This is a genomic window from Chromohalobacter nigrandesensis (assembly GCF_023061285.1).
Classification (GTDB): domain Bacteria; phylum Pseudomonadota; class Gammaproteobacteria; order Pseudomonadales; family Halomonadaceae; genus Chromohalobacter; species Chromohalobacter nigrandesensis.
Genome location: NZ_JAKGAM010000020.1, coordinates 11,479 through 33,701 on the forward strand (window position 1 = coordinate 11,479; position 22,223 = coordinate 33,701).

Sequence of the window (22,223 nt, forward strand, 5' to 3'; positions counted from 1 at the left end):
CTCGTCGCTCGCTTCTTAGTTGTGAGTGTTGAATAGCTGCTGGATTTGCGCGATCAACGCATCGGTCTCGCTGCCAAGCCACCAGCTCAAACTGCCATAGACGATCAGGCAAGCCATGGCGATGCCCAGCAGGTATACCCAGAGAGGAATTTCATAGCGCAACAACTGACCGACCTGATCCGGCAATTTCCAGCTCTCTGCCGCATCTCCCGAGGATTGGCGATAACGCGCGATATCCTGACCCAACGTACTGGCTAGATACTTCAGCTGATCACGGTTCTCCAGGCTATATTTCCCTTCGAAGCCAAGCGCCAGACACAGATGGTAGACCTCGAGTACGTCGAGGTTGGAGCGTACGTCACTGCGCAGGCTTTCCAGGCGATCGAAAAAGCCCTCCCCCGCTAGATGCATCCCAAAGTAGCGATACTGAAAAGGATGCAACTCGACATGCTCACGAATGTTACCCGCACCACCTTTGAGCACACTCTCATCGAGAAAGGCGCACAGCGCATACTGAGTGTCCTGAACAGCATCGGCACTATAGTTCGACGCACGCGCCTTCTCTTCGAACTCACGCAACCACTGATCGACCCGTTCAAGAAAGCGCTCGACGCTGTCGGCCTGCTGACCGCGCCGTACCATCAGCACCATAGATATGAAATCGCGAGCCAGTGCCTTCAGCGTGCGCGGCTCGGAGAAGTCGGAAGGAGTAGCAAGGGCTTCGGTCATTTCATTACCGCCATCAGTTCAATGCTGAGATTCTTGAACCCACTGGGAACGTAAAAAGCAATCGCCTGAGCCTCCATCATCCGCTCGTAAACGGCACCGTGAGGCTCGAGTGCAAAGTAATGATTGTCCAAACGCACCGGAATCGCGCTTGGCAGTCGCGCCGCGTGCGTCAAGGTGCCGCCCGGCATCGCAGTGTTGACCACGACCTCGATATCCTCCGGCGAACCAACCTTGAACGCCCTGGGCACCAGCTCGAGAATCCTTGCCCCAGGCATGTCGGCATGAACGCTGATGTAAAAGTCGGCGTCCTTGAGTCGAGCGTCGTTGAGACGACCGACATAATAGGAAGAACGCGTCTGCTCGAGCGGGATCGGGATGTACTGATTGGGCACCACGACCTCGAGCAACTCGCGCACGATGCTTTCCAGTCCTCGTAACGCCGGGGCCGGATCACGATGATCGTATTCCGGAATGTCCGCCAGCCGATGAGACATCGAGAATGTCATCAAACTGGCAGCCAGCTCCGCCAGGAAACGGTAGAGCATCTCGGGATGGAACCTCGGGTGTGACAACAGGTGGGCCAGTTGCGGATACGCACGATTAATGGTCTGCAGCAGCCAGAAAAGCGTGACATCGCTGGACCCGAATTCCGCCACCTGATCCGCCCGCTCCCTGCGACGCCCCGAAAGCGCCTCACTGCGCGCCTGGAGCATGCCGATCAGCCGATTGGCGATATCAAACGGCAATGAAACCGCATCGAGATGCAATGCGGGAGGCATGAACTCGTCACTGTCGAGGCGAAACCCACCGGCGGCATTACGTTTGAGCAACGCGATCGGGCAGTGAGTGAAGCCATCCAGGCTATCCCCCTCCATGAGCAGGGTTACATTGAGCTCCAGCGTTCCCAGCTCGTTTTCGACCGTACCCTCATTGAGATCGGGGCGCGTTTCGAAACGCTGCACAAAGCGACGCCCTCCATGACGGGGCGCATCATTATAAAGATAGCTTGGCGACTGAGGCTCTAAAGCGCGCAGTGCCGCATAGATCTTGACCTCACCATTGCGTGCCAAATCGTCCAGACTGCGTCCCGGCGGCAAGGGATCGTGCTGTGGCGCATCGATCATGGAACCATCGGGAAACACCAGTTTGAGACGTGTCAGACGCAGCGTTCCTCGGTCAAGCGCGCCATCGTCGATGGCAAGCTCCTGCACTCCCCACTGAAAGGGGTGCTGGGCATGGCGCAACTCGGTCAACTGCCGCTGGTGAAACTCATCCTGGTACTGAAAATGCTGCGGGAGGAGGAACATTCCCTCCGACCACATGATGCGATTGTATTTGCTCACGTCCCTGCCCCGAATCTTTCGATGGTAATCCTGCCAGAGCCGACGGTGCGCGGCTCACGAGCTGTCAATGCTCACCACGCTACTCATCAAGCAGATTCTGGCCTCTTTCGATCTCGATACGGCTGTCGACCAAGTGAAGACGAATACCCTCGGAAGCGCTCAGCAAGCCATCGCTGCGGAGCTCGTCAGCGTCGAAAATGACATGCCACCGGTCATCAACGGTATTGCGATAAAACGCCGCCACACCTATGAACTGGGTCTTGGGGTCCAGTCCCGAGGTATCGACTTTCTGTTGGTTCGGCATGAGTGTGATCTCACGCCGGGAAATCAAGCTGCTGCCGAGCATTCTCTTGCCATCGCTCCAGAGCGCGCGTGGCGAAGCCATAGCGAAGGGTGCCTGCTCGGACAGTTGATAAATTCGAACCACCACGGAAAGCGGATCGTGATCTACGTCCGGATTCACCATCTCGTCGGCATCGACGGTGACACGAACCCGCTCTTCATTACCAAAAAGGTCACCCGCCCAGGTGCCCTCAAAACGGTTACCAACCCGATCGGCTACGCCACACCCGGCGATCGAGATCATTAGGAGTAGCATTCCCCAGTTGCGTACGGACGCTTTCATTGCCGTCTCATTACTCTTTTTTCTTAGCCAATGGAAGACCTGTAGCGGCTGATACCGCTAGCCACTACAAGAAAATATGCAAGCCGACCTCAATCGGGCGACACCTTAACAGATTTAGCCGTTATAATAAGCACAAAATTTAATATCCACTTATATTGAAACATTTATTTACAAACAGAGATACACGATGACAATCCCCATGCGCTGGCACCTGCCGATACTCATTTCTCTCACGCTTACCGCTTGTGCCGGTACTCCTCAATCACAGGTAGACTATGCCCCCTCCACCGAGAAGTTCGAAGGGACCTTGCCCTGCGGTGACTGCAGTGGCATTGACACGACACTCGTGTTAAAGCGTGATCCCATCACCGGGGAGCCCCGCAGCTTCTACCTGCATCAGACCCGGATTGACGCACCCGGCGGCGAGCGTGTAGATACCAGTTGGGGAAATTGGTCGAAAAGTCGAGATGTTAGTGACTTCGAACGCAGAATCTACGTATTGCAACCGGAAGTCGGCGCGGCCCATGTCTACGTCCCCCTGGAAAATGGCGATTTGCAGCCACTGGAGGCACAAGGCGCCCCACTCACCGACGACAACGACCAGGACATCACGCTTCAGCGCATGACACCAAGCCTGCATCTGCCGACAAGAGCCACAGAATAACAAGTGCCTTGCAGACGGTGACGGATAAGCAACGACTTATGCTAGAGTGACGCACAAACAGTTTTGGGATTATTTGTAAGAGATCACTTACATCGCCAATGGTGCATCACTGAAACGCCTGCAACACATCCAATGCAGTTGCTAACCAGGCCATCATTTAACGGCAAGGCGGGTGTGTACAGCTTGGCATCGAGCTTCAATGCGGTCACCGAAATATGCCGTAGACGCTTTATCGGACAGGGCTCCAGCTAACGCGCTCGCCTCAGGAATCGACCATGACGCAGTCTTTCGATATAGATAGCTTCATACGCTCCCGTAAACAGACACGGGCCGTATCCGACTTGCTCAAGGCACAGGCAGCCGACTACCTGGCTACATTGGCGCCACTCGTGCGACCGCAACCCCTTTTTGGCGAATATCTGCAAGGCGCACCGAAGGGCAGCGGCCGAGAGACTCAGCACCATTTCAAGGAATTCCGCACACTATTCGATGAGCATGCGGCACGGCGCCCTTTCAATTTGATCAACGAGCTCGAGGTGCCCCTCAACATCATCAACTCGACACCCGAGCTGTTCCCCCTGGAATACGATCATGCACTGCCTGATGGCAGCACAGTGAGGGTCACCAGCCCAGTTCGCTGGGTGGTGGGATATGCCTCTTTTGACCTCAGCCGGTTTCGCCAGGTGATAAGCGATCCCAACCGCAGCGGCTCGGAGCTGCATCGCTTCGTCGTGCACTACTTGATGCTTTTCCACTGCTTTAGCCGCGCCCCTGGGCTGGGTCGCCTATTCAAGGGATTACGTTTTCCGGTGGGCTTCCAGCAACTGGACGACTTCGGCAACCTGCCGTTTTGCGTCATCGGCTCACCGGTCGCCTCGACCCTCCCGTCGGACGAGATCATTCGACACAGCACCGAAATCGCAGGCAACGACAGCTTTGAAGAGCTCATTGATGAAGACGCCATCGACGCGATGCAGGATGAACTCCGCGAACGCTTGATTCGGGCACTCAGCGAAGCATCATCCCGCTAGCCGGGTGACAGATACCCAACACCACAACGCTCTCGCCATATCGAAAGAGGATATTTGCATGGCCAAGAACGAAAGTACTCAGCACAAACTCTCCCGCGTAAGGGCACCTCGCGTGCACCTCACCTATGACGTTGAAATCGGCGACAGCATCGAGAAGAAAGAATTGCCGTTCGTGGTCGGCGTCATGGGCGACTATTCGGGTAATCCGCTCGAGCCCTTGCCGCGCCTGAAGGATCGCAAGTTCGTCAATATCGATCGCGACAACTTCGACAGCGTCATGAAAGGCATCAAGCCGCGGCTGAGCTACCGTGTCGACAACACACTGGCCAACGACGGCTCGCAGCTTCCAGTGGAACTCAACTTCAAGCGCATGGAAGACTTCGAGCCGCAGGAAGTCGTCCGCCAGGTCGAACCATTGCGCAAGCTGCTCGAAGTGCGTAACAAGCTGGCCGACCTACGCAACAAGATGGGCGGCAACGACAAGCTCGAAGAGCTGTTGATGGATGTTTTGCAGAACACGGACAAGCTCCAGACCCTGGGCGAAGAGCTGGGTCGGGAAGCCGCTGCGAAACCGCAGAACGAAGACAAGGAATAACGGGAGTTTTTCATGGCTGACAATCAGACCGACAACTCGTCACAGACCGAATCCCAGGAAGTCTTCGCACCGGAGACATCGCTGCTGGATAGCATCATTTCCGAAAGCCGTGTGGCGCGCTCGGAAACCGAACGTACGCGTACTCGTGACCTGATCGACGAGCTGGTCAATCAGGTGCTGGAGGGGGAGGTCACGCCCAGCAAGGATCTGATCGCCGTCCTCGACTCACGCATTGCCGAGATCGATTCATTGCTGTCGGATCAGCTCAACGAGGTCATGCATGCCAGCGAGTTCCAGCAACTCGAGTCATCCTGGCGTGGCCTCAAGTATCTGACCGATCAGTCCGAAACCAGCACCAACATGAAGATCCACATGTTGAATGCGTCCAAGAAAGACCTGGTCAAGGATCTCAAGTCGGCGTCCGAGTTCGACCAGAGTGCGCTATTCAAGAAGGTCTACGAAGAAGAGTACGGCACCTTCGGTGGCGCGCCCTACGGCATGATGATCGGCGACTATGAGTTCGGCCGCCACCCACAGGACATGTACCTGCTGGAACAGGTTTCCCATGTCGCGGCTGCCGCGCATGCCCCGTTCATCTCCTCGGCCTCGCCGGAACTGTTCGGCTGGGACTCGTTCACCGACATGACTGGGCCGCGAGATCTAGCCAAGATCTTCGACACGGTCGAATATGCCAAGTGGAAGTCCTTCCGCAACTCGGAGGATGCCCGCTACGTCGGTTTGACACTACCGCACGTCCTGGGTCGCCTGCCCTATGGCGAGGACACCACCCCGGTGGAAGAATTCAACTTCACCGAGAACGTCGACGGACGCGACCACCACAAATACCTGTGGATGAATGCCGCCTACACCATGGGCGCCCGGGTTACCGATGCGTTTTCCAAGTACGGCTGGTGCGTCGCGATTCGCGGTGTCGAAGGTGGTGGCCTGGTCGAGGACCTGCCGACCCATACCTTCCAGACCGACGACGGCGAAGTGGCACTCAAGTGCCCCACCGAAATATCGATCACCGACCGGCGCGAGAAGGAACTGTCTGATCTGGGCTTCATCCCGCTGGTGCATTGCAAGGGCACCGATTATGCAGCATTCTTCGGCACCCAGTCGGCCCAGTTGCCGAAGCAATACAACACCGACGTGGCCAATGCCAACGCGCGCCTTTCCTCGCAGTTGCAGTACATCTTCGCCACCTCGCGTATCGCCCACTTCATGAAAGCGATCATGCGCGACAAGGTCGGCAGCTTCGCGTCTCGCCAGAACGTCGAGGACTACCTCAATGAGTGGCTGTCGCAATACGTACTGTTGGACGACAACGCCGGCCAGGAAGCCAAGGCCCAATACCCTCTGCGTGAAGCGCGAGTGGAAGTGGCCGAGGTCCCTGGTAAACCGGGCTCCTATAAAGCGGTCACCTTCCTGCGCCCGCATTATCAGCTAGACGAGCTGACCGCATCACTGCGCCTGGTTTCCGAGTTGCCGCAATCGACTCGTGGTTCCTGATTCTCGTACCAGCACCGCAGACACCGAGGTTCGACTCACCCGGTGCCTGCGGTGCCATGGTAGTCGACACCAGCCAGCTAGACGTCAATGACGCCGCCGATATGCCAAGGAGTGGTCATGAGCGAACCGTTGCAGATGATACCCACCCTGCTCGACCGCCTGCTCGACGACGAGCCACTGCACTCAAGCGAAGTGCAGCCCGGCCATCGCTGTTCCTTGGCGGATTACAAGCAATCGGTGGTACGCGATCTGGAACTACTGGTCAACACGAGACGCGAACTGGTGGCGGAGGAACTGGATGAGTGGCCGACGTTGCAAGGCACACTGCTCGACTATGGGCTACCGGACTTCATCAGTCGCGGCGTTCGCAGCACCGAGGACCGGCGACTGATTCAACGTCAGTTGGAGCGCACCATCGAGCAAGGTGACAAACGCTTCAATAGCGTGCACGTCCAGTTGCTCAACCAGGACAGTCACGATCGTATCCTGCAGTTTCGTATCGAAGCGGTGCTTTCTCTGAGCGAAGCGAGCCAGCGCGTCGCCTTCGATGCCGTACTGCAAGTCAACACCCGTCAATACAAGGTGCAGAACCTGATCTGATGCTCGACGACCTGCTCCCCTACTACGAGAAGGAACTCTCGCACCTGCGCTTTTTAGGTCAGGAGTTCGCTCAACGATATCCCAAGATCGCCTCGCGGCTCCTGCTCGAGGGAGATGACTGCGAAGATCCGCATGCCGAGCGGATGATCGAGTCGTTCGCGTTTCTCAGTGCTCGTGTGCACAAGAAACTCGACGACGACTTCCCCGAGATCGTCGAGTCTTTCCTCGATGTGCTCTATCCCCATTACCTGCGTCCGACGCCAGCGCTGTCGATCGTCGAGTTCGATCCCGGTGCCCAGACGTCCTTGACCGGTGTTTATCACTTGCCTCGACACACTGCGCTGCATTCCCGGCCAGTGGAGGACACCTTCTGCCGTTTCCGCACCTGCTATCCGGTGGACGTCTGGCCAGTGGCACTCAGCGGTGCCGAGATGACTCGCCTCGAGCGCTCGTCATTCAACCCGCATGGCAATGACAATGTCGCCAAGCTGACATTGTCATTGGAGAGCCTCGGCAACACCGATTTCGGCAAATTGGGCATGGACCGGCTGCGCATCTTTCTCGACGGCGAAGGCAGCCTGATGCACCCGCTCTACGAATTGCTGTTCAACAACGTAGCGCGGATCTCGGTGAGCTTCGTCGACAACGGTCAAAGGCGTGAGGTTGGGCTGGCACCGGACGCCCTCACACCGGTCGGCTTCGGCCACGACGAGGGGTTGATCGATTATTCGGAACGCTCGTTTCTCGGGTACCGCCTGCTCCATGAATATTTCACCTTTCCCGAGAAATTCCTGTTCTTCGACCTTAACGGTTTGGCACGCCCCCTTGCCGGCAAGCCGGTAACACAGGTCCAGGTCCACTTCCTGTTCGGGGACTATGACCAGCATGAACGCCTTGCTCGGCTGGCACAGACCATAGGGCGTCATAATTTCCGCCTCGGCTGCACGCCAGTGGTCAACCTGTTCCCGCAACAGGCCGAACCGATCAAGCTCAGCCACACGCGTCACGAGTATCCAGTCGTCCCGGACGTCCGCCATGCACGCTCCACCGAGATCGTATCGATCGACGAGGTCACCCGGGTAGTACGCACCGCGACGCAGGATGAAGTCGCTCCTTGCCTGCCATTCTTCGAGCCACGCAATAGCGAGAAGCAAGCCCGTCAAAGCTATTGGATAGCACGCCGCGTCGCCTCGGAGAACGCGCGCGACCCGGGCACGGAACTACGCCTGCGCGTGGTCGACCGCGAACTCGAAATGCTGAATGCCAGCAGCGATACCCTGAGCCTCAAGCTGACCTGCAGCAATCGCGATCTCCCTCAGTTGATGACCTTCGGCCACCTCCAGGGAGACTTCACGCTGGAGCGCGAGCAGGTCGTGCAGCAGATCCGCTGCCTGCGCAAGCCGACGCCACCGGCTCGCCCTCCCATGGGCAAGGGCGTGATCTGGCGGCTGATCTCGCATCTTTCTCTCAATCATATGTCGCTGGTATCGAATGGCCGTGAAGCGCTGATGGAGCTGCTCTCGCTTTATAACTACCGTGAGGCCTCGGCGATCCGCAAGCAGATCAACGGCATCGTCTCGATTTCCAGTGAACCGGTGATGACGCGAATCGGTCACCCGCGCCCCGCTTTCGTGCGAGGCACCGGCATTACCTTGGAACTCGACGAGAGCCAGTTCACCGGCAGCGGGATTTACCTGTTCGGCATGGTGCTGGATCACTTCTTCGGTCAGTACTGCAGCCTCAACAGTTTCACTCAACTTACCCTGCGCTCTCGTCAGCGCGAACAGCGAGTCGCTCAATGGCAACCGAGAACCGGTACTCAGCCCCTGGTCTGATCGATCAAGCGCGCGCCGAGCCCTGGCGATTCGGGTTCTTCCAGCTCGTGCGCCTGCTGCGTTTGCACTATAGCCGCAACGGACGCATCGATCCGGAGAACCGCCCACACCAGGACCCTCTGCGCTTTCGTTCGCTGCTATCGCTGAATTTCCCGCCCAGCGAAATCAGCGACCTGACATTCGAGAGCGACAAGACTCGCGCCGCCAACGGCGAACCGTTGAGCGAAATTCAAGTTACTTTCATGGGCCTGGTCGGCCCATCCGGGGTACTGCCACGCCCCTATACCGAGCTGCTGATCAACCGACACATGGAAAAGCGTGATGACGCCGCTCACGCGTTCATGGACGTTTTCTCGCACCGCATGACGGCACTGTTCTACGAGGCGTGGCAGAAGTATCGCTTCCATATCGAATACGAGCGCAAAGGCAGCGCGGACTTCGAGAATTGGCTGCTGCACCTGGTGGGCTTCACGCCCACGACCATGGAACAGACACTCGACCGCCACGACGACGCTGCATCGCTGCGGCGCAACCTGTTCAGTTGGTTTTCCGGACTCTGGAGCCAACGCCCTCGCAATGCCGGCAATCTCGAGGCGATTCTGGAATACACCTTCCAGCTCCCCTGTCGTGTAAAGCCTTTCACCGGTCGCTGGATAAACTTGGCCCCGGAACAGTACACACGGCTCGGTCAGGCCAACGCCAAGCTTGGCGAAAGCGCCATCGCAGGCACGCGGGTGCGCGACTACCAGTCGGCATTCCGGATTTCCTTTGGCCCGCTCGACCTGGACGCCTACCGTTCGTTGCTGCCAGAGACCGAAGACCACCAGAAATTGCTGAAACTGGTGCGCTTCTATGCCGGCATCGAGCTCGACTTCGAGATCGAACTCATCCTCGACAAGGATTGCATCCCCACTCCCCAGTTGGGAGCGGGCGGCAACCCCATTCTAGGACGCCTGGGTTGGCTCAACCCGAGCGACCGACCGGCCGCCTCCCACGGCCATGCACTCTTCGACATTCCCTTTGATGGAGCCACGGCGTGAGTCTCAAATCCCTCTTCGACAAACTCAACGATCCTAGCCGCGAGGCCACAGAAGGCGCGGCGGCTCTCTGCCTGGCCGAGCGCCAGTACGATGTCGACATCGAACATCTGCTTCTCAAGCTTCTGGACAGCGACGACAACGACTTCTTGCGCGTGACGCGTCATTACGACGTGTCACTCGAGCGCCTGGCGACGCAACTCGAAGAAACGGTCTCGACCTTCAAGACCGGCAACACCCGCACGCCGGCGCTGTCACCTCGCATCACACGGCTGATCGAACGTGCCTGGGTGATCGCCTCGATCGACCAGGGCGAGGCTCAGATTCGCAGCGGCCACCTGCTGTTGGCCCTGCTCAAGGACGACGAACTCCGCCGCGTGCTACTCGATGGCGCCCGTGAACTCGAACGCATCAACGTCGACGACCTCCAGGCGCATCTCAATGATCTGATCAGCGGCAGCAGCGAAGATCAGCACGTGCGTCCGCTCGACGAAGACACGCACGGCGACGGCCAAACCGCTGGCCCGTCACCAGATGCCGAGCGCAGCAGTGGACGTGCCGGCAAGAGCAAGACGCCGGCACTGGATCAGTACACCCTCGATCTGACCGGCAATGCCCGCGCCGGTCGCATCGACCCGGTGCTCGGTCGCGAAGAGGAAGTGCGCCAGATGGTGGACATTCTCACCCGCCGGCGCCAGAACAATCCGATTCTCACCGGTGAAGCCGGCGTCGGAAAGACCGCCGTCGTCGAAGGTCTGGCGCTGCGCATCGTCGACGGCGACGTACCGCCGCCGCTCAAGAACGTCGAACTGCGCACGCTCGATCTCGGCCTCCTCCAGGCCGGAGCTGGCGTCAAAGGCGAGTTCGAGAACCGCCTCAAGAACGTGATCGAGGAAACCAAGCGCAGTCTGCATCCGATCATCCTGTTCATTGACGAAGCCCACACTTTGATCGGCAGCGGCGCTCAAGCCGGTCAGGGTGATGCCGCCAACCTGCTCAAGCCAGCACTGGCTCGCGGCGAGCTACGCACCATCGCCGCCACCACCTGGGCGGAATACAAGAAATACTTCGAGAAGGACGCGGCGCTGGCCCGCCGCTTCCAGGTCGTCAAGGTCGAAGAGCCGGCGGAACCGGTGGCGATCAACATGCTACGTGGCTTGAACGAACGCATGCAGGATCACCACAAGGTCACCATTCTCGACGACGCCATCGTCCAGGCCGTGCGCCTGTCGCATCGCTACATCACCGGCCGCCAGTTGCCGGACAAGGCGGTCAGCGTGCTCGACACCGCCTGTGCGCGTGTCGCCCTGGCGCAATCCTCGCAGCCGGCGGCCCTCGAAGATGCCTACCGCCGCGTCGACAACCTCGAAAGCGAGATCGCCGTTCTCCAACGCGAACAGCGTGAAGGCACCGACCACACCGAAACGCTCGCCGCACTCGACGAACAGCTCACTGCAACCCAGGGCGAGATCGATGATCTGAGCGCGCGCTGGGAGCGTGAGCAGGAAATCGTGACGCGCCTCAAAGGACTGGAAGCGGAGCGCGAAGCCATCGAGGCCGGCAAGCACCAAGGAGACGCCGATGCGCTGAGCCGGCAAATCGGCGACATTCGACGCGAACTCGCCGAGATCCAGGGCGAGCATTCGCTGGTGCACGGCCATGTCGATGGCAACGTGATCGCCGAGGTGATCTCCAACTGGACCGGCATCCCGCTGGGCAAGATGATGCGCGACGAGATCGCCACCGTGCAGCGCCTGCCCGCACTGCTCGGCGAGCGTGTGCTGGGCCAGGATCATGCGCTAGCCGAGATCGGCAAACGTATCGCCATCTCGCGTGCGCGGATGGAAGATCCTAACAAGCCGATCGGCGTCTTCCTGCTACTGGGCCCGAGCGGCGTCGGCAAGACCGAGACTGCGCTGTCGCTGGCCGACACGCTCTACGGCGGTGAGCGCAATGTCATCACCATCAACATGTCCGAATATCAGGAAGCGCATACCGTCTCCAGCCTCAAGGGCTCGCCTCCCGGTTATGTCGGTTACGGCGAAGGCGGCGTACTCACCGAGGCCGTGCGACGCAAGCCCTACAGTGTAGTGCTGCTGGATGAAGTCGAGAAAGCGCATCCGGACGTACTGGAGCTTTTCTTCCAGGTCTTCGACAAAGGCGTGCTGGACGACGGCGAAGGCCGCGAGATCAATTTCCGCAACACCGTGATCCTGCTCACCTCCAACGTCGGCACCGACGACATCATGCAGCAATGCCTGGGCAACGACACGCTCCCCGCCCCCGAAACCATCGTCGACAGCCTGCGCGATCAGCTCAATACGGTCTTCAAGCCAGCCTTCCTGGGTCGCTTGAACATCATTCCCTACTACCCGGTGCAGAAAGAGATTTTGCACAACATCGTTCGGCTCAAGCTCGACCGCATCAAGCATCGCTTCGAGTACAACCACCGCGCCGACTTCGAGTACGATCCGGCGATCATCGAAGCCGTCGCCGAGCGCTGCACCGACAGCGACAGCGGCGCACGCAACATCGACAACATCCTCTCCGGCAGCCTGATGCCGACTATCGCTGCCCAGGTACTGGACCGCATGGCCGCTGGCGAAGCGATAGAGAAGCTGACCGTCAGCCTAAACGCCCAAGGCGAGTTCGCATATGACCTGCGCTGAGCCAATGCCGCATCTAGTGAAAGAGCCAACGAGGTAACGTCATGGCAGATTTAACAACGCTGGACAGTTTACTCGACACCTTCGACATCGATCTGTCGCCGTCGCAGCGGCTGCTGACACTGGACATTGCCGGGGCGTCGCTGCTGCCGCACCGGCTGGTGGGCGAGGAGCGGGTCAGTGAACCCTTCAGCTATACGCTCGACTGCATCTCCCAGCAGGGGGATCTCGAACTCAAGACGCTGATGGCGCAGCCGGCGAGGCTGTCGATTCTGCAGGCCGATGGCGGTTATCGCCAATTGCATGGCCTGGTTGCCGAGGCCGCGCTGCTGGGCGAGGACGGCGGCGTCACCTACTACCAGCTCACCCTGGTGCCGTGGCTGGCGATGCTGAAGCTCGGCCGCGACAGCCGGATCTTCCAGGATCGCTCGGTGGTCGAGGTGCTGACCCAGGTGTTCGAGGGCCATGAACTGGCCCGGGGCCGCTACCGTTTCGACCTGCGCCGCGACTATCCCGCGCGCAGCTACTGCGTGCAGTACCGCGAGAGCGACTTCAACTTCATCAGTCGCCTCTGCGAAGAAGAAGGCCTGTGGTATTATTTTGAATATCAATCGTCCGAATCCGCCGACAACGACGACGGGGAGACCGAGGGCGATAGCCAATCCTTCGACGGCCACCGCCTGGTCATTACCGACGACGTCGACACCTGCCAACCGGTCTCGCCACAGGCGATCCGCTTCCACCGCCAGGCCGCTACCGAAACCGAAGATGCCCTCAATCAGTGGGGCGGCGTGCGCACTCAGCAGCCTACCCGCGTCAGTGTCGGCACCTTCGACTACAAGCAGCCCTCGCTGACCAAGCGTACCGGCCTCGATACCCTCAGCGATCAGGGCAACCTGCCCGCCACCGAGGTCTACGACTACGCCGGCGCGTATTACTACCACGGCTATGAGCGCGGCGAGCGCCTCACCGAAAATCGCCTCGAGGCGCATGAATCCCTGGCCAAGCGCTTTCGCGGCAGCGGCGGCGCCCGTCAGCTCCAGGCCGGGCGCTGGTTCGAGCTCACCCAGCACTCTCAGCACGACACTGGCGGTGAAGAAGAACGCCAGTTCCTGCTGCTGGGCGTCAGCGTGCATGCCGAGAACGCCCTGCCGGTCTCGGCCCAGCGCCAGGCGCTGTCCGGCAGCCTGCAGCCCCAGCTCGACGCCGCCAAGCGCGCGCATGGCTTAGAGAGTGAGACGGCCGACCCGACGGGCGAACGCCTTTCTGACTATGCCACCGGCGGCACCGGTCACTTCCTGGTGGATCTCGAGGCCCAGCGCCGTACCCAGCCGTATCGTCATCCGCTGACCCATCATCGCCCCGTCATCGGCGGCCCGCAGACCGCCACCGTGGTCGGCCCGGCGAATGAAGAGATCCACACCGATCATCTCAACCGCGTGCGCGTGCAGTTCCACTGGGACCGCCAGGGGCAGAACGACGAAAACGCGAGCGTCTGGCTGCGGGTCGCCCAGCCCAACGCCGGCGCCGGCTGGGGCGGCGTCTTCGTCCCCCGAATCGGCCAGGAAGTCCTCATCGACTTCCTCGAAGGCGATGCCGACCGCCCGCTGATCACCGGGCGGGTCTACAACGGCGACCAGCGCCCCGACTGGCACAGCCACGGCCTGCTCTCCGGCTTCAAGAGCAAGACCTATCGCGGCAGCAAGTACAACGAACTGGTCTTCGACGACGCCACCGACCAGGAGCGCGTGCGGCTCAACTCCGAAGCCGAGAAAAGCCAGCTCAACCTCGGCTACCTGATCCACCAGAGCGGCAACACCCGCGGCGCCTTCCGTGGCACCGGGTTCGAACTGCGCAGCGACGCCTATGGCGCCATCCGCGCCCACCAGGGGCTGTACCTCACCAGCTGGGGCCAGCTCGGCGCCAACGGCGACCAGCTCGATTTGACGCCGGCCAAGCAGCAACTCGACAGCGCCTACCAGCTCAGCGACACGCTCAGCCAGAGTGCGGCGGACCACAACGCCGACGCCCTCGACAGCCGTGAGGACCTCAAGCAGGCCGGGGAAGACGCCGACGACACCTACGGCACCAGCGAACAGCTCACCGGCTCCCAAGGGCAGGCCGATCAGAGCAATGCCAGCGGCGCCAGCGACAGCGGTGGCCGCGGCCAGGCCGCCCGCATGAAAGCCCCCTGGCTGCACCTGGCCTCGCCGGCGGGGATCACGGCGAGCACCCCCGAGTCCACCCACCTGGCCCAGGGCCGCTCACTGAGCGTCTCCAGCGGCGAAGACGTCAACATCGCCACCGGCAAGAGCCTGGTCGCCTCGATTTCGGAGAAGCTGTCGCTGTTCGTCTACCGCGCCGGGATCAAACTCTTCGCCGCCAAGGGCAAGGTCGAAGTGCAGGCCCAGCGCGACGAGATGGCGCTGACGGCACAGAAGGACGTCAAGATCACCTCCACGGAAGGGCGCGTCGAAATCAACGCCGCCAATGGCATCCTGCTGCAGAGCGGCGGCGGCTATGTACGGATCGAAGGCGGCAACGTCGACGTACATGGCCCTGGCAAGATCGACGTCAAGGGCGCGCAGCATATCTTCGGCGGACCGACGAGCCTGGATGCTCCCATGCCCGAGTTGCCGGAGGGGGCATGCGAAACCCAATTTGCCGGCGATGACGCGGCTTCGGCCGGCGCCGGCCCCCTCTAGAGCGGAGCGATCATGTCATCCTGCGAAACTAGGCGCTCTTTCCCAGCCGACAGCCCCACCCACCGCGTGGAAATGGCTGACGCGTTCGATCCGCAATGGTTAATGGAGTGTCAATACGCGCTCCTGAATCCCCTGCGGGTCGAAAAGGCGGACATGGCGGGCCTTTCCTGCCAGCCACTGAAAACGCCATCAGTGAAAGTGCGCGACCACCTGTTGCCACAGCTGGTCTGTCTGGAGATGTTGTCCCACACGCAACGAGAGTCGCTGCTGCCACAGCTCATGCGTTATCAGCGTCGGGGAGACTGCCTTTTCTCGGCATTGCTTCAAAGCGACGCCCCGCCCGAAGACATACTCCAGCACTTTCGCTTCACACTGGAACAGACGCGCTGGGGAAGTCGCCAGAAGTGGTGGCTGCGCTATTACGATCCGGCAGTATTTCAGCACCTGTGCTGGTTGCTGGACGAATCCCAGATGAACCGTCTGCTGGGCCCCATCAAATGCTGGCACTGGCCTGCACCGCACGAGCACTGGTCCTCACTGGCCGGTTGCCAGGTGGAAAAGCCTACCATCAATATGCCCCTGCTCTCCGACGAGCAGTGGGCCGCCATCGATCGCGTGGCCATGCTTAACACCACATTGGGCCGCCTGAACATGCTGGCCCCGGAGTGGACAACCACGTTCGAGAACTGCCGGTGGCTCGATCGCCTGCTGGAAGAAGCCCACTCACATTTCGGCATGACCGATCCGGACGACCGCCGCCTGTATGCCGAACAAGCGGCTCGCTTTCATCCACGCATTCACGATCATCCGGCCCTTCAACGGCATCTTGACGAAGTTCGTGAAACGGAGGCCCGCTACTCCTTCATCTGCGAGAACTTGTCGGCGACGGATATGCATACCATGGCTTTAGAACTCAAGGAATCGACATGACGGGATCGTCCGATAACGTTCAATCCATTAGCAGTTGCCGTGTCTGTCAACGCAGCGGTCTGCCGATTTTCCCGCTGCGCTACGCCGTCACGCGCACCGATGGTTGGGATCAGGCCGGCAAGCCTGCCGGGCCGGTCGTGCCCGACTCGCTGACTGACGACCACCTCACGGCCACGCCACTTCCTGAGGGGCAACGCTATACCCTGAGGCTGCTACGCTCGGGGTTTCTTTACGTATTCAACGAGACACGTGGCCACTGGATCGGACATGTCGTCACCGACGCGGGCTACCTGATCGAGTACGTCAACCTTCCTCAAGACGAGGCGATGGCGATCGATCCCGAAACCCCTCAGCCCATCGATGGACGGCTGCAACCGCCCCCCGATGAGCAGGAGTTCGCCTGTGCCGCCAACCCGGATCACGCCTACCCCGGTCGTTGTATCATGATCCCCAATGCGGACCGTGCCGATACGATTTACCTGGCCTTCTCCGATGTGGCCTGGACCAAGCGGGTCTGGAAAGAGCATGCGACTAACGAAAACGGTCGGCGCGACGCCATGCGCCGGATCTCGCTGGCCCAGTGGCGTGGCGGTAGTGCGCAATACGCCGACACGCTGGACAAGATCGGCGACTACCTGGCTGAAGCGCTCTATCACTGGTCGCCACCCAACCAGCATGGCAGCTCCGGATCCTGGAGCCGGGGAAGTACGGGATCCTGGGGTGAGGATAGTTACCAGGGGACTGCTTTCAGTTTCAGCCCGTTTTCCTTTCACGGCATGAAGGAACGGGTCGAGGGGCTCAAGCGCTGGGCCGATGAGCAGGCCGAGCCGTTGGACATGACGCCCATGCTGGTGGGTCTCGAAGATCCGGTCGGCATCACGGTCGATTTGGCGACGCTGATGGCGTCACGCCTGAAAGAGTTCATGAACAGTGACGGTCGGCGGTGGCCACTGGCCACCGCTGCCACGATTGATGCACTGGAACCCGCGATTCGCGAGCAGGCCCAGTTTCGCTATATCGACAAAAGAGTGGAATCGGGGCCCTTGCATCGGCCTATCTTCGCCGGCCCGGGGCAGCCTTCATGGGAAGAACAGCAGCGTATCAATGCTTATCACGACCGTCTGGAGGCCAGCCGGGAGGCAGGCACAGACTTCTATAAGAAGGAGCGTGATCGAGCACGTAAAGAGGTTTCCGAGAGAATCACGCCCGAGGAGGTACAACGCGAAGCCGACGATGCCTGGGCTCAATACCGCAGCCGACTACAGGACGGCCAGCCCGACTTCTGGAAACGCACGCAGTTTCAGCCGGAGCAGGAGCGCTTCGACCAGAATGTGATGCTGCCATTGGTGCGCGTTCACCAGGCCTGGCTGACCGGGCCCGCAGTGCGCACCCAGTTCAATGCGCATTTCGATGACCGGGATGCCGAATCGGGGCAAGCCTTTGCCGATACGCTGGTGCTGTGCCTTCAGGACACGCAGCAGTACGGCCCTGCCTTTGAGCAGTATCTCGGATGGCTGACCGCCTCCACGATCAACGACGACAATCTGCTGCTGCGCGGGATATTGCTCAACCTTCGGGTCGTGCGAGAAGCGGTCAACGCTCAATCGGGCGGCCAACCCATCGAACAGGTGGGCACCCTGCCCTGGACCGGGCTGGTGGCGGGATACCAGTCCGCTACCGAGAACCTGGCCGACGCCCGTGCCGCCCCCGGACGCCTGCTAGGAGCGGTGATGGCCCCCGTCCTGAAAGTGATGGACGAGCAGGCGATACGTCCAGCACTGATCGCACTGGGCATCACCGCCAACCGCAAGGTGGTCCACACCCGGGTGACCGGCCACATAAGCGATGCCATCGATGCGCTCATTCGAGACATGCAGCGAATCAATCCCGCATTGAGGGACACCGACCAGAGCCTGCTCAAGCGCAAGCTGGAAATCCAGACCCGCGGCAGCCAGCGGCGTATGCAAGCCGCCGGGGGCGGTGAATGGGATATCGGCATCGTGCATGACCGCCTCGTTCTTGAGGAGCTCGGTTCCTCCAGCGATTCGCGCACCACCACCAATCGCGCCGCCAGTGCCGTGCTGGATTACAACGCGTGGCAGCGAACCTACGGATCGGTCTGGGGCAGCATGGCCGACCGCAACACCCAGTTAGGTATCGTCAGCCTTGCATTTGGCACCTGGGCATTGATGGCGCAGGCAAAGGCCATGGACGAGGCAACAGCCGATGGCCGCACCGAGGCGCAATGGCGCTTCGGTGCCCTGGTCTCCGGTGCCATCGGCTCCGTGGCAGATACCGCGCATGCCATTCTGGAACGCATCCATCGTGTAACTAGTCGGCTCTCCAAGGGCCTAGGTCGAATACTGCGCAGGACTGCCGGTGGACTGGGCAAGGCTTTTGGTTTTGCGGCCGCTGCGATCATGGCTGTTTGGGATATCTTTAATTTTTGGGACAAGCTCAAGAAGGGTCAAATTGGATTGGCGCTTCTATATCTTGGTTCTGCAGTTTTTGGTGCAGGTGCTTTTATAGCCCTGACAATAATTAGCGCGACTGGCATAGGAATCATATTCGCAGCCATGGCTATAGTGGTCAATATCTTCATCGCATTATGGAATAACAACGAGCTTCAGAACTGGATGGCAAAATGCTATTTTGGCGCCGAAGATATGGGCGAAAAATTTTCCAGTTTAAAAAAAGAATCCGATGCATTTGAAGCCCTAGCTAATATCGACAGGAGAGCTAAATAATGAATTTTACGGGGCTTGGTCCTTACAAATGGAAATATAGGGTTAATCACAAACTCTCAGACGAAGATAAATTGGGCTACCTTGATAAAAAAAAGAGGTTTAGCGAAGAGCCTAGCGATGATCTTAGCGTGATCCGTATAAACAGTACTTATATGGAGCTTGTGGATCGCTGGTATTCAAGCAAAGGACACGCGGTTGTTTATGGAATTATAGGACTAACACCTTTTATTTTCGGTATCTTGATGGCGGCATCTGTACTACCTGAGTTAAGAAAGGATGCTTTTATAGTAGGTTTAGTCGGCATTTTTGTAATGCTAGCCGTCTGCCTAGCTTTTTTTTACCTTGTTTGCTTCGAGGCTTTTCGAAAAACTCACTACCCTATACGCCTAAACAGAAAAAATCGCATGGTGTATGCTTTTAAAGCTGATGGCAATATTATCACAGCCTCTTGGGACGACTTGTTTATCCACAAGGCCTCTAGCAAACCTCCGTTGAGTGAAAAGGATTACGACATCCGAGCGCATGTCCTTGACGCCGATGGCGAGACCGTACGCGAAACGTTCACGCTGGCCATGCCCCACTCGGGAGCAGAAGAGCGCCTGCTCGATCTCTGGGAGTACATCCGCCGCTATATGGAAGACGAAAATGGCGTGAAAAAAAATCATATGTTAACGCAGTTCTGCTGGCCCATTGGTGAACGCCGCGAGGGATTACGATATAGCATCATAGGCGGCTTTAGCCCTGCAGCCATTGCGCCTTACCTAGTGCAGCTACCCTTCTGCCCATATTTTGCCTTGATTACCTGGGGGCGATTAATCGCCATGTATACTAGTCGCGTGCCCCGCTGGCCAGAAGGCATCGAAGCCGAATGTCGTATTCCGGACAATGACCCTTATCAAAAAGACTGGCGTGACAATAGCAAGCTTTCCTTTGAGAGGGATACCGTTCCCGTCATCGGCTTCGTCATCGGGAGTATCATTTTGGTTGCGGCAATTACCTGGACAGTCACCAGTATTATCGACGCTATGTAAAAACCGTGCGTCCAGGACTGGGCATCACCGCCAACCGCAAAGTAGTCAACACCCGGGTGACCGGCCACGTCAGCGATGCCATCGATGCGCTCATTCGGGACATGCAGCGAGTCAATCCCGCATTGAGGGATACCGACCAGAGCCTGCTCAAGCGCAAGCTGGAAATCCAGACCCGCGGCAGCCAGCGGCGTATGCAAGCCGCCGGGGGCGGTGAATGGGATATCAGCATCGTGCATGATCGCCTCGTTCTCGAGGAACTCGATTCCTCCAGTGGTTCGCTCACCACCAATCGCGCCGCCAGTGCCGTGCTGGATTACAACGAGTGGCAGCGAACCTACGGATCGGTCTGGGGCAGCATGGCCGACCGCAACACCCAGTTAGGTATTGTCAGCCTTGCACTCGGAACCTGGGCATTGATGGCGCAGGCAAAGGCAATGGACGAGGCAGCGGCCGATGGCCGCACCGAGGCGCAATGGCGCTTCGGTGCCCTGGTCTCCGGTGCCATCGGCTCCGTGGCGGATACCGCGCATACCATTCTGGAACGCTCTCGTCGGGTAGGCGGAAGACTGGCACAAAAAGCCGGCAAGATATGGCGCGGCGTGTTCCGAATTGGTGGGAAATTATTGGGCTTTGCGGCCGCTGCGATCATGGCTGTTTGGGATAGTTATAATGCCTACGATGAATTTAAAAAAGGGAACTGGGTGATGGTATCGCTTTACAGTGCCTCAGCCATTTCTGGGGCCGGCGCCTTTATAGCACTCACGATTTTAAGTGCGACTGGCATCGGAATCGTACTGGCCGCCGCAGCCATTGTGGTCAATATCTTTATTGCTTTATGGAGCAACAATGCGCTTCAGGATTGGGTTGAAAAATGCTACTTCGGTGTCGAAGATTCGGATGAACAGTTTTCTAGCTTGAAAGCGGAAACCGATGCGTTTGAGGTCCTGACCGATCAATAGGAGAAATTGGGTATGAATTTTACCGGCTTGGGGCCGTATAAATGGAAGTACAAGACGGATCGCCCACTAACAGAGGACGAGAGACGAAACCGTCTCGACAAAGAACATACGGCTAGCAGAGAGCCTAATGACGATCTCTCCGTGATCCGCATTAATAGTACTTACATGGAACTCGTGGACCGGTGGTATGCTGACAAAGGACATGCAGTCGTTTATGGGGTGATTGGGGCAGCGCCATTTGTTTTCGGCACAGCATTGATGCTAAGCGCCACTTTAGAAAAAAACGACACTTTTGCAATTTTCTTTGGATCTTTTATAGCTTTTCTGTTTTCACTTATAGTGCTTTCTTTTTGTTATCTGATTCATTTTGAAGCTTTCCGAAAGGCTCACTACCCGATTCGAGTCAACAGGAAAAACCGCATGGTTTACGCTTTTCGGCCCAACGGCACCATTATCAGGGTGCCTTGGGACAATCTGTTTGTCTGTGAAGGCAGCCACTATGTGCCCTTGATGGGCCGAAAATTCTACGATATTCGCGCCCACATCCTGGATAAAGATGGCGTGACAGTTCGAGAGACTTTCGCTCTTGGCTATCCTTTTTTTGGTGATGAGGATCGTATTCTCCCCTTGTGGGAATATATCCGCCGTTATATGGAAGACGACAAAGGCGTTAAAAATAATTATGAGGCCACCGATCTCTGCATGCCGGTGGGTGAACGTCGCGAAGGTCTTTATTTCGGAATCGTTCGGAGCTTTGGTATTGCTGCATTTTCCCCGTACATCGCACAGCCTCTGATGTCACCTTTCTGGGCTGTTATCACCTGGGGCCGACTTATCGCTATGTACACCAGCCGTGTCCCCCACTGGCCAGAGGATATCGAGACCGAATGTCGGGTCGACGAGAATGACCCTTACCGCAAGGATTGGAGTGATAACAAAGAATTCACTTTTATCGAAGGACCTTGGCCGGTGATCTGTTTCGTCGCCGGTAGCGCCATTGCAGTAGCTGCAATTTATTGGACGATAGCCAGCATGGTCAGTGCTATGTAATGCCCTTCCAGCAGTGTTGTCTTCTAGTGAAATGAGGCTGACAATTATCAGAGCGATCCTTAAGGCTTCTAGCCTGAGTGGTCGCTCAAATCGTTGTTTTGCATCTCTGGGCGAGGTCGTGAAGCCAACTATTTTTCAGGCTGAACTTCGCTTTCAGCCTCGAT

17 protein-coding genes are annotated in these 22,223 nt (G+C 58.5%); 14 read left to right on the forward strand and 3 right to left on the reverse strand.

The annotated features are described in order from the left end of the window. Positions 1-15: 15 nt before the first annotated feature. The 3 genes from icmH to tssJ form a co-directional block, all read right to left on the reverse strand. The gene (icmH, locus tag L1073_RS16480) at positions 16-729 is read right to left on the reverse strand and encodes a type IVB secretion system protein IcmH/DotU (RefSeq protein ID WP_246901157.1); all 714 of its coding nucleotides are present in this window, start codon (positions 727-729) and stop codon (positions 16-18) included. Beyond that, positions 726-2,072, reverse strand: coding sequence for a type VI secretion system baseplate subunit TssK (gene tssK / locus L1073_RS16485; protein ID WP_246901163.1), 1,347 nt, complete (start codon positions 2,070-2,072; stop codon positions 726-728). The genes icmH and tssK overlap by 4 nt, the downstream gene beginning before the upstream one ends. Positions 2,073-2,151: 79 nt before the next feature. Then, positions 2,152-2,697, reverse strand: coding sequence for a type VI secretion system lipoprotein TssJ (gene tssJ / locus L1073_RS16490; protein WP_246901165.1), 546 nt, complete (start codon positions 2,695-2,697; stop codon positions 2,152-2,154). Positions 2,698-2,884: 187 nt separating this feature from the next. On the opposite strand from tssJ, the gene L1073_RS16495 reads away from it, so the two are divergent. The 14 genes from L1073_RS16495 to L1073_RS16560 all read left to right on the forward strand — a co-directional run bounded on the left by L1073_RS16495 (position 2,885) and on the right by L1073_RS16560 (position 22,059). Beyond that, on the forward strand, positions 2,885-3,361 hold the full coding sequence (locus tag L1073_RS16495) for a copper resistance protein NlpE N-terminal domain-containing protein (RefSeq protein WP_246901168.1): 477 nt from the start codon (positions 2,885-2,887) through the stop codon (positions 3,359-3,361). A gap of 275 nt (positions 3,362-3,636) precedes the next feature. Then, entirely contained in the window at positions 3,637-4,392 is a 756-nt protein-coding gene (locus L1073_RS16500; protein WP_246901176.1) for a hypothetical protein, read from the forward strand. Positions 4,393-4,450: 58 nt separating this feature from the next. Further along, complete coding sequence (gene tssB, locus L1073_RS16505; RefSeq protein WP_246901184.1) at positions 4,451-4,987, forward strand: type VI secretion system contractile sheath small subunit; 537 nt, start codon at positions 4,451-4,453, stop codon at positions 4,985-4,987. 12 nt (positions 4,988-4,999) lie between these two features. Then, a complete protein-coding gene (tssC, locus tag L1073_RS16510; protein ID WP_246901186.1) occupies positions 5,000-6,499 on the forward strand; it encodes a type VI secretion system contractile sheath large subunit in 1,500 nt (499 codons plus the stop codon). A gap of 117 nt (positions 6,500-6,616) precedes the next feature. Beyond that, entirely contained in the window at positions 6,617-7,099 is a 483-nt protein-coding gene (tssE, locus tag L1073_RS16515) for a type VI secretion system baseplate subunit TssE (protein WP_246901188.1), read from the forward strand. Continuing rightward, on the forward strand, positions 7,099-8,934 hold the full coding sequence (gene tssF, locus L1073_RS16520; RefSeq protein ID WP_246901190.1) for a type VI secretion system baseplate subunit TssF: 1,836 nt from the start codon (positions 7,099-7,101) through the stop codon (positions 8,932-8,934). The genes tssE and tssF overlap by 1 nt, the downstream gene beginning before the upstream one ends. Beyond that, on the forward strand, positions 8,898-9,974 hold the full coding sequence (gene tssG / locus L1073_RS16525) for a type VI secretion system baseplate subunit TssG (RefSeq protein WP_246901192.1): 1,077 nt from the start codon (positions 8,898-8,900) through the stop codon (positions 9,972-9,974). The genes tssF and tssG overlap by 37 nt, the downstream gene beginning before the upstream one ends. Further along, positions 9,971-12,640, forward strand: a complete 2,670-nt coding sequence (gene tssH, locus L1073_RS16530) for a type VI secretion system ATPase TssH (protein WP_246901195.1) — start codon at positions 9,971-9,973, stop codon at positions 12,638-12,640. The genes tssG and tssH overlap by 4 nt, the downstream gene beginning before the upstream one ends. A gap of 41 nt (positions 12,641-12,681) precedes the next feature. Next, positions 12,682-15,342, forward strand: coding sequence for a type VI secretion system Vgr family protein (locus L1073_RS16535; RefSeq protein ID WP_246901197.1), 2,661 nt, complete (start codon positions 12,682-12,684; stop codon positions 15,340-15,342). Positions 15,343-15,414: 72 nt separating this feature from the next. Then, positions 15,415-16,272 (forward strand): DUF4123 domain-containing protein, encoded by an 858-nt coding sequence (locus tag L1073_RS16540; RefSeq protein ID WP_246901200.1) that lies wholly within the window; start codon positions 15,415-15,417, stop codon positions 16,270-16,272. Further along, on the forward strand, positions 16,269-19,019 hold the full coding sequence (locus L1073_RS16545; RefSeq protein ID WP_281506126.1) for a T6SS effector BTH_I2691 family protein: 2,751 nt from the start codon (positions 16,269-16,271) through the stop codon (positions 19,017-19,019). Before L1073_RS16540 ends, L1073_RS16545 begins: the two co-directional genes overlap by 4 nt. Further along, complete coding sequence (locus L1073_RS16550; RefSeq protein WP_246901205.1) at positions 19,019-20,050, forward strand: DUF6708 domain-containing protein; 1,032 nt, start codon at positions 19,019-19,021, stop codon at positions 20,048-20,050. Before L1073_RS16545 ends, L1073_RS16550 begins: the two co-directional genes overlap by 1 nt. 5 nt (positions 20,051-20,055) lie before the next feature. Further along, positions 20,056-21,009 carry a hypothetical protein gene (locus L1073_RS16555; protein WP_246901207.1) on the forward strand — a complete coding sequence of 318 codons (954 nt, stop codon included), beginning with the start codon at positions 20,056-20,058 and terminating at the stop codon, positions 21,007-21,009. Between the two features lie 12 nt (positions 21,010-21,021). Further along, a complete protein-coding gene (locus L1073_RS16560; RefSeq protein WP_246901210.1) occupies positions 21,022-22,059 on the forward strand; it encodes a DUF6708 domain-containing protein in 1,038 nt (345 codons plus the stop codon). Positions 22,060-22,223: the final 164 nt, after the last annotated feature.

Bases quoted from the DNA above. Each gene is read 5' to 3' on its own strand.
- icmH (WP_246901157.1), bottom strand. From the start codon at position 729: ATGACCGAAGCCCTTGCTACTCCTTCCGACTTCTCCGAGCCGCGCACG.
- tssJ (WP_246901165.1), bottom strand. From the start codon at position 2,697: ATGAAAGCGTCCGTACGCAACTGGGGAATGCTACTCCTAATGATCTCG.
- L1073_RS16495 (WP_246901168.1), top strand. From the start codon at position 2,885: ATGACAATCCCCATGCGCTGGCACCTGCCGATACTCATTTCTCTCACG.
- L1073_RS16500 (WP_246901176.1), top strand. From the start codon at position 3,637: ATGACGCAGTCTTTCGATATAGATAGCTTCATACGCTCCCGTAAACAG.
- tssB (WP_246901184.1), top strand. From the start codon at position 4,451: ATGGCCAAGAACGAAAGTACTCAGCACAAACTCTCCCGCGTAAGGGCA.
- tssC (WP_246901186.1), top strand. From the start codon at position 5,000: ATGGCTGACAATCAGACCGACAACTCGTCACAGACCGAATCCCAGGAA.
- tssE (WP_246901188.1), top strand. From the start codon at position 6,617: ATGAGCGAACCGTTGCAGATGATACCCACCCTGCTCGACCGCCTGCTC.
- tssF (WP_246901190.1), top strand. From the start codon at position 7,099: ATGCTCGACGACCTGCTCCCCTACTACGAGAAGGAACTCTCGCACCTG.
- tssG (WP_246901192.1), top strand. From the start codon at position 8,898: ATGGCAACCGAGAACCGGTACTCAGCCCCTGGTCTGATCGATCAAGCG.
- L1073_RS16535 (WP_246901197.1), top strand. From the start codon at position 12,682: ATGGCAGATTTAACAACGCTGGACAGTTTACTCGACACCTTCGACATC.
- L1073_RS16540 (WP_246901200.1), top strand. From the start codon at position 15,415: ATGGCTGACGCGTTCGATCCGCAATGGTTAATGGAGTGTCAATACGCG.
- L1073_RS16545 (WP_281506126.1), top strand. From the start codon at position 16,269: ATGACGGGATCGTCCGATAACGTTCAATCCATTAGCAGTTGCCGTGTC.
- L1073_RS16550 (WP_246901205.1), top strand. From the start codon at position 19,019: ATGAATTTTACGGGGCTTGGTCCTTACAAATGGAAATATAGGGTTAAT.
- L1073_RS16560 (WP_246901210.1), top strand. From the start codon at position 21,022: ATGAATTTTACCGGCTTGGGGCCGTATAAATGGAAGTACAAGACGGAT.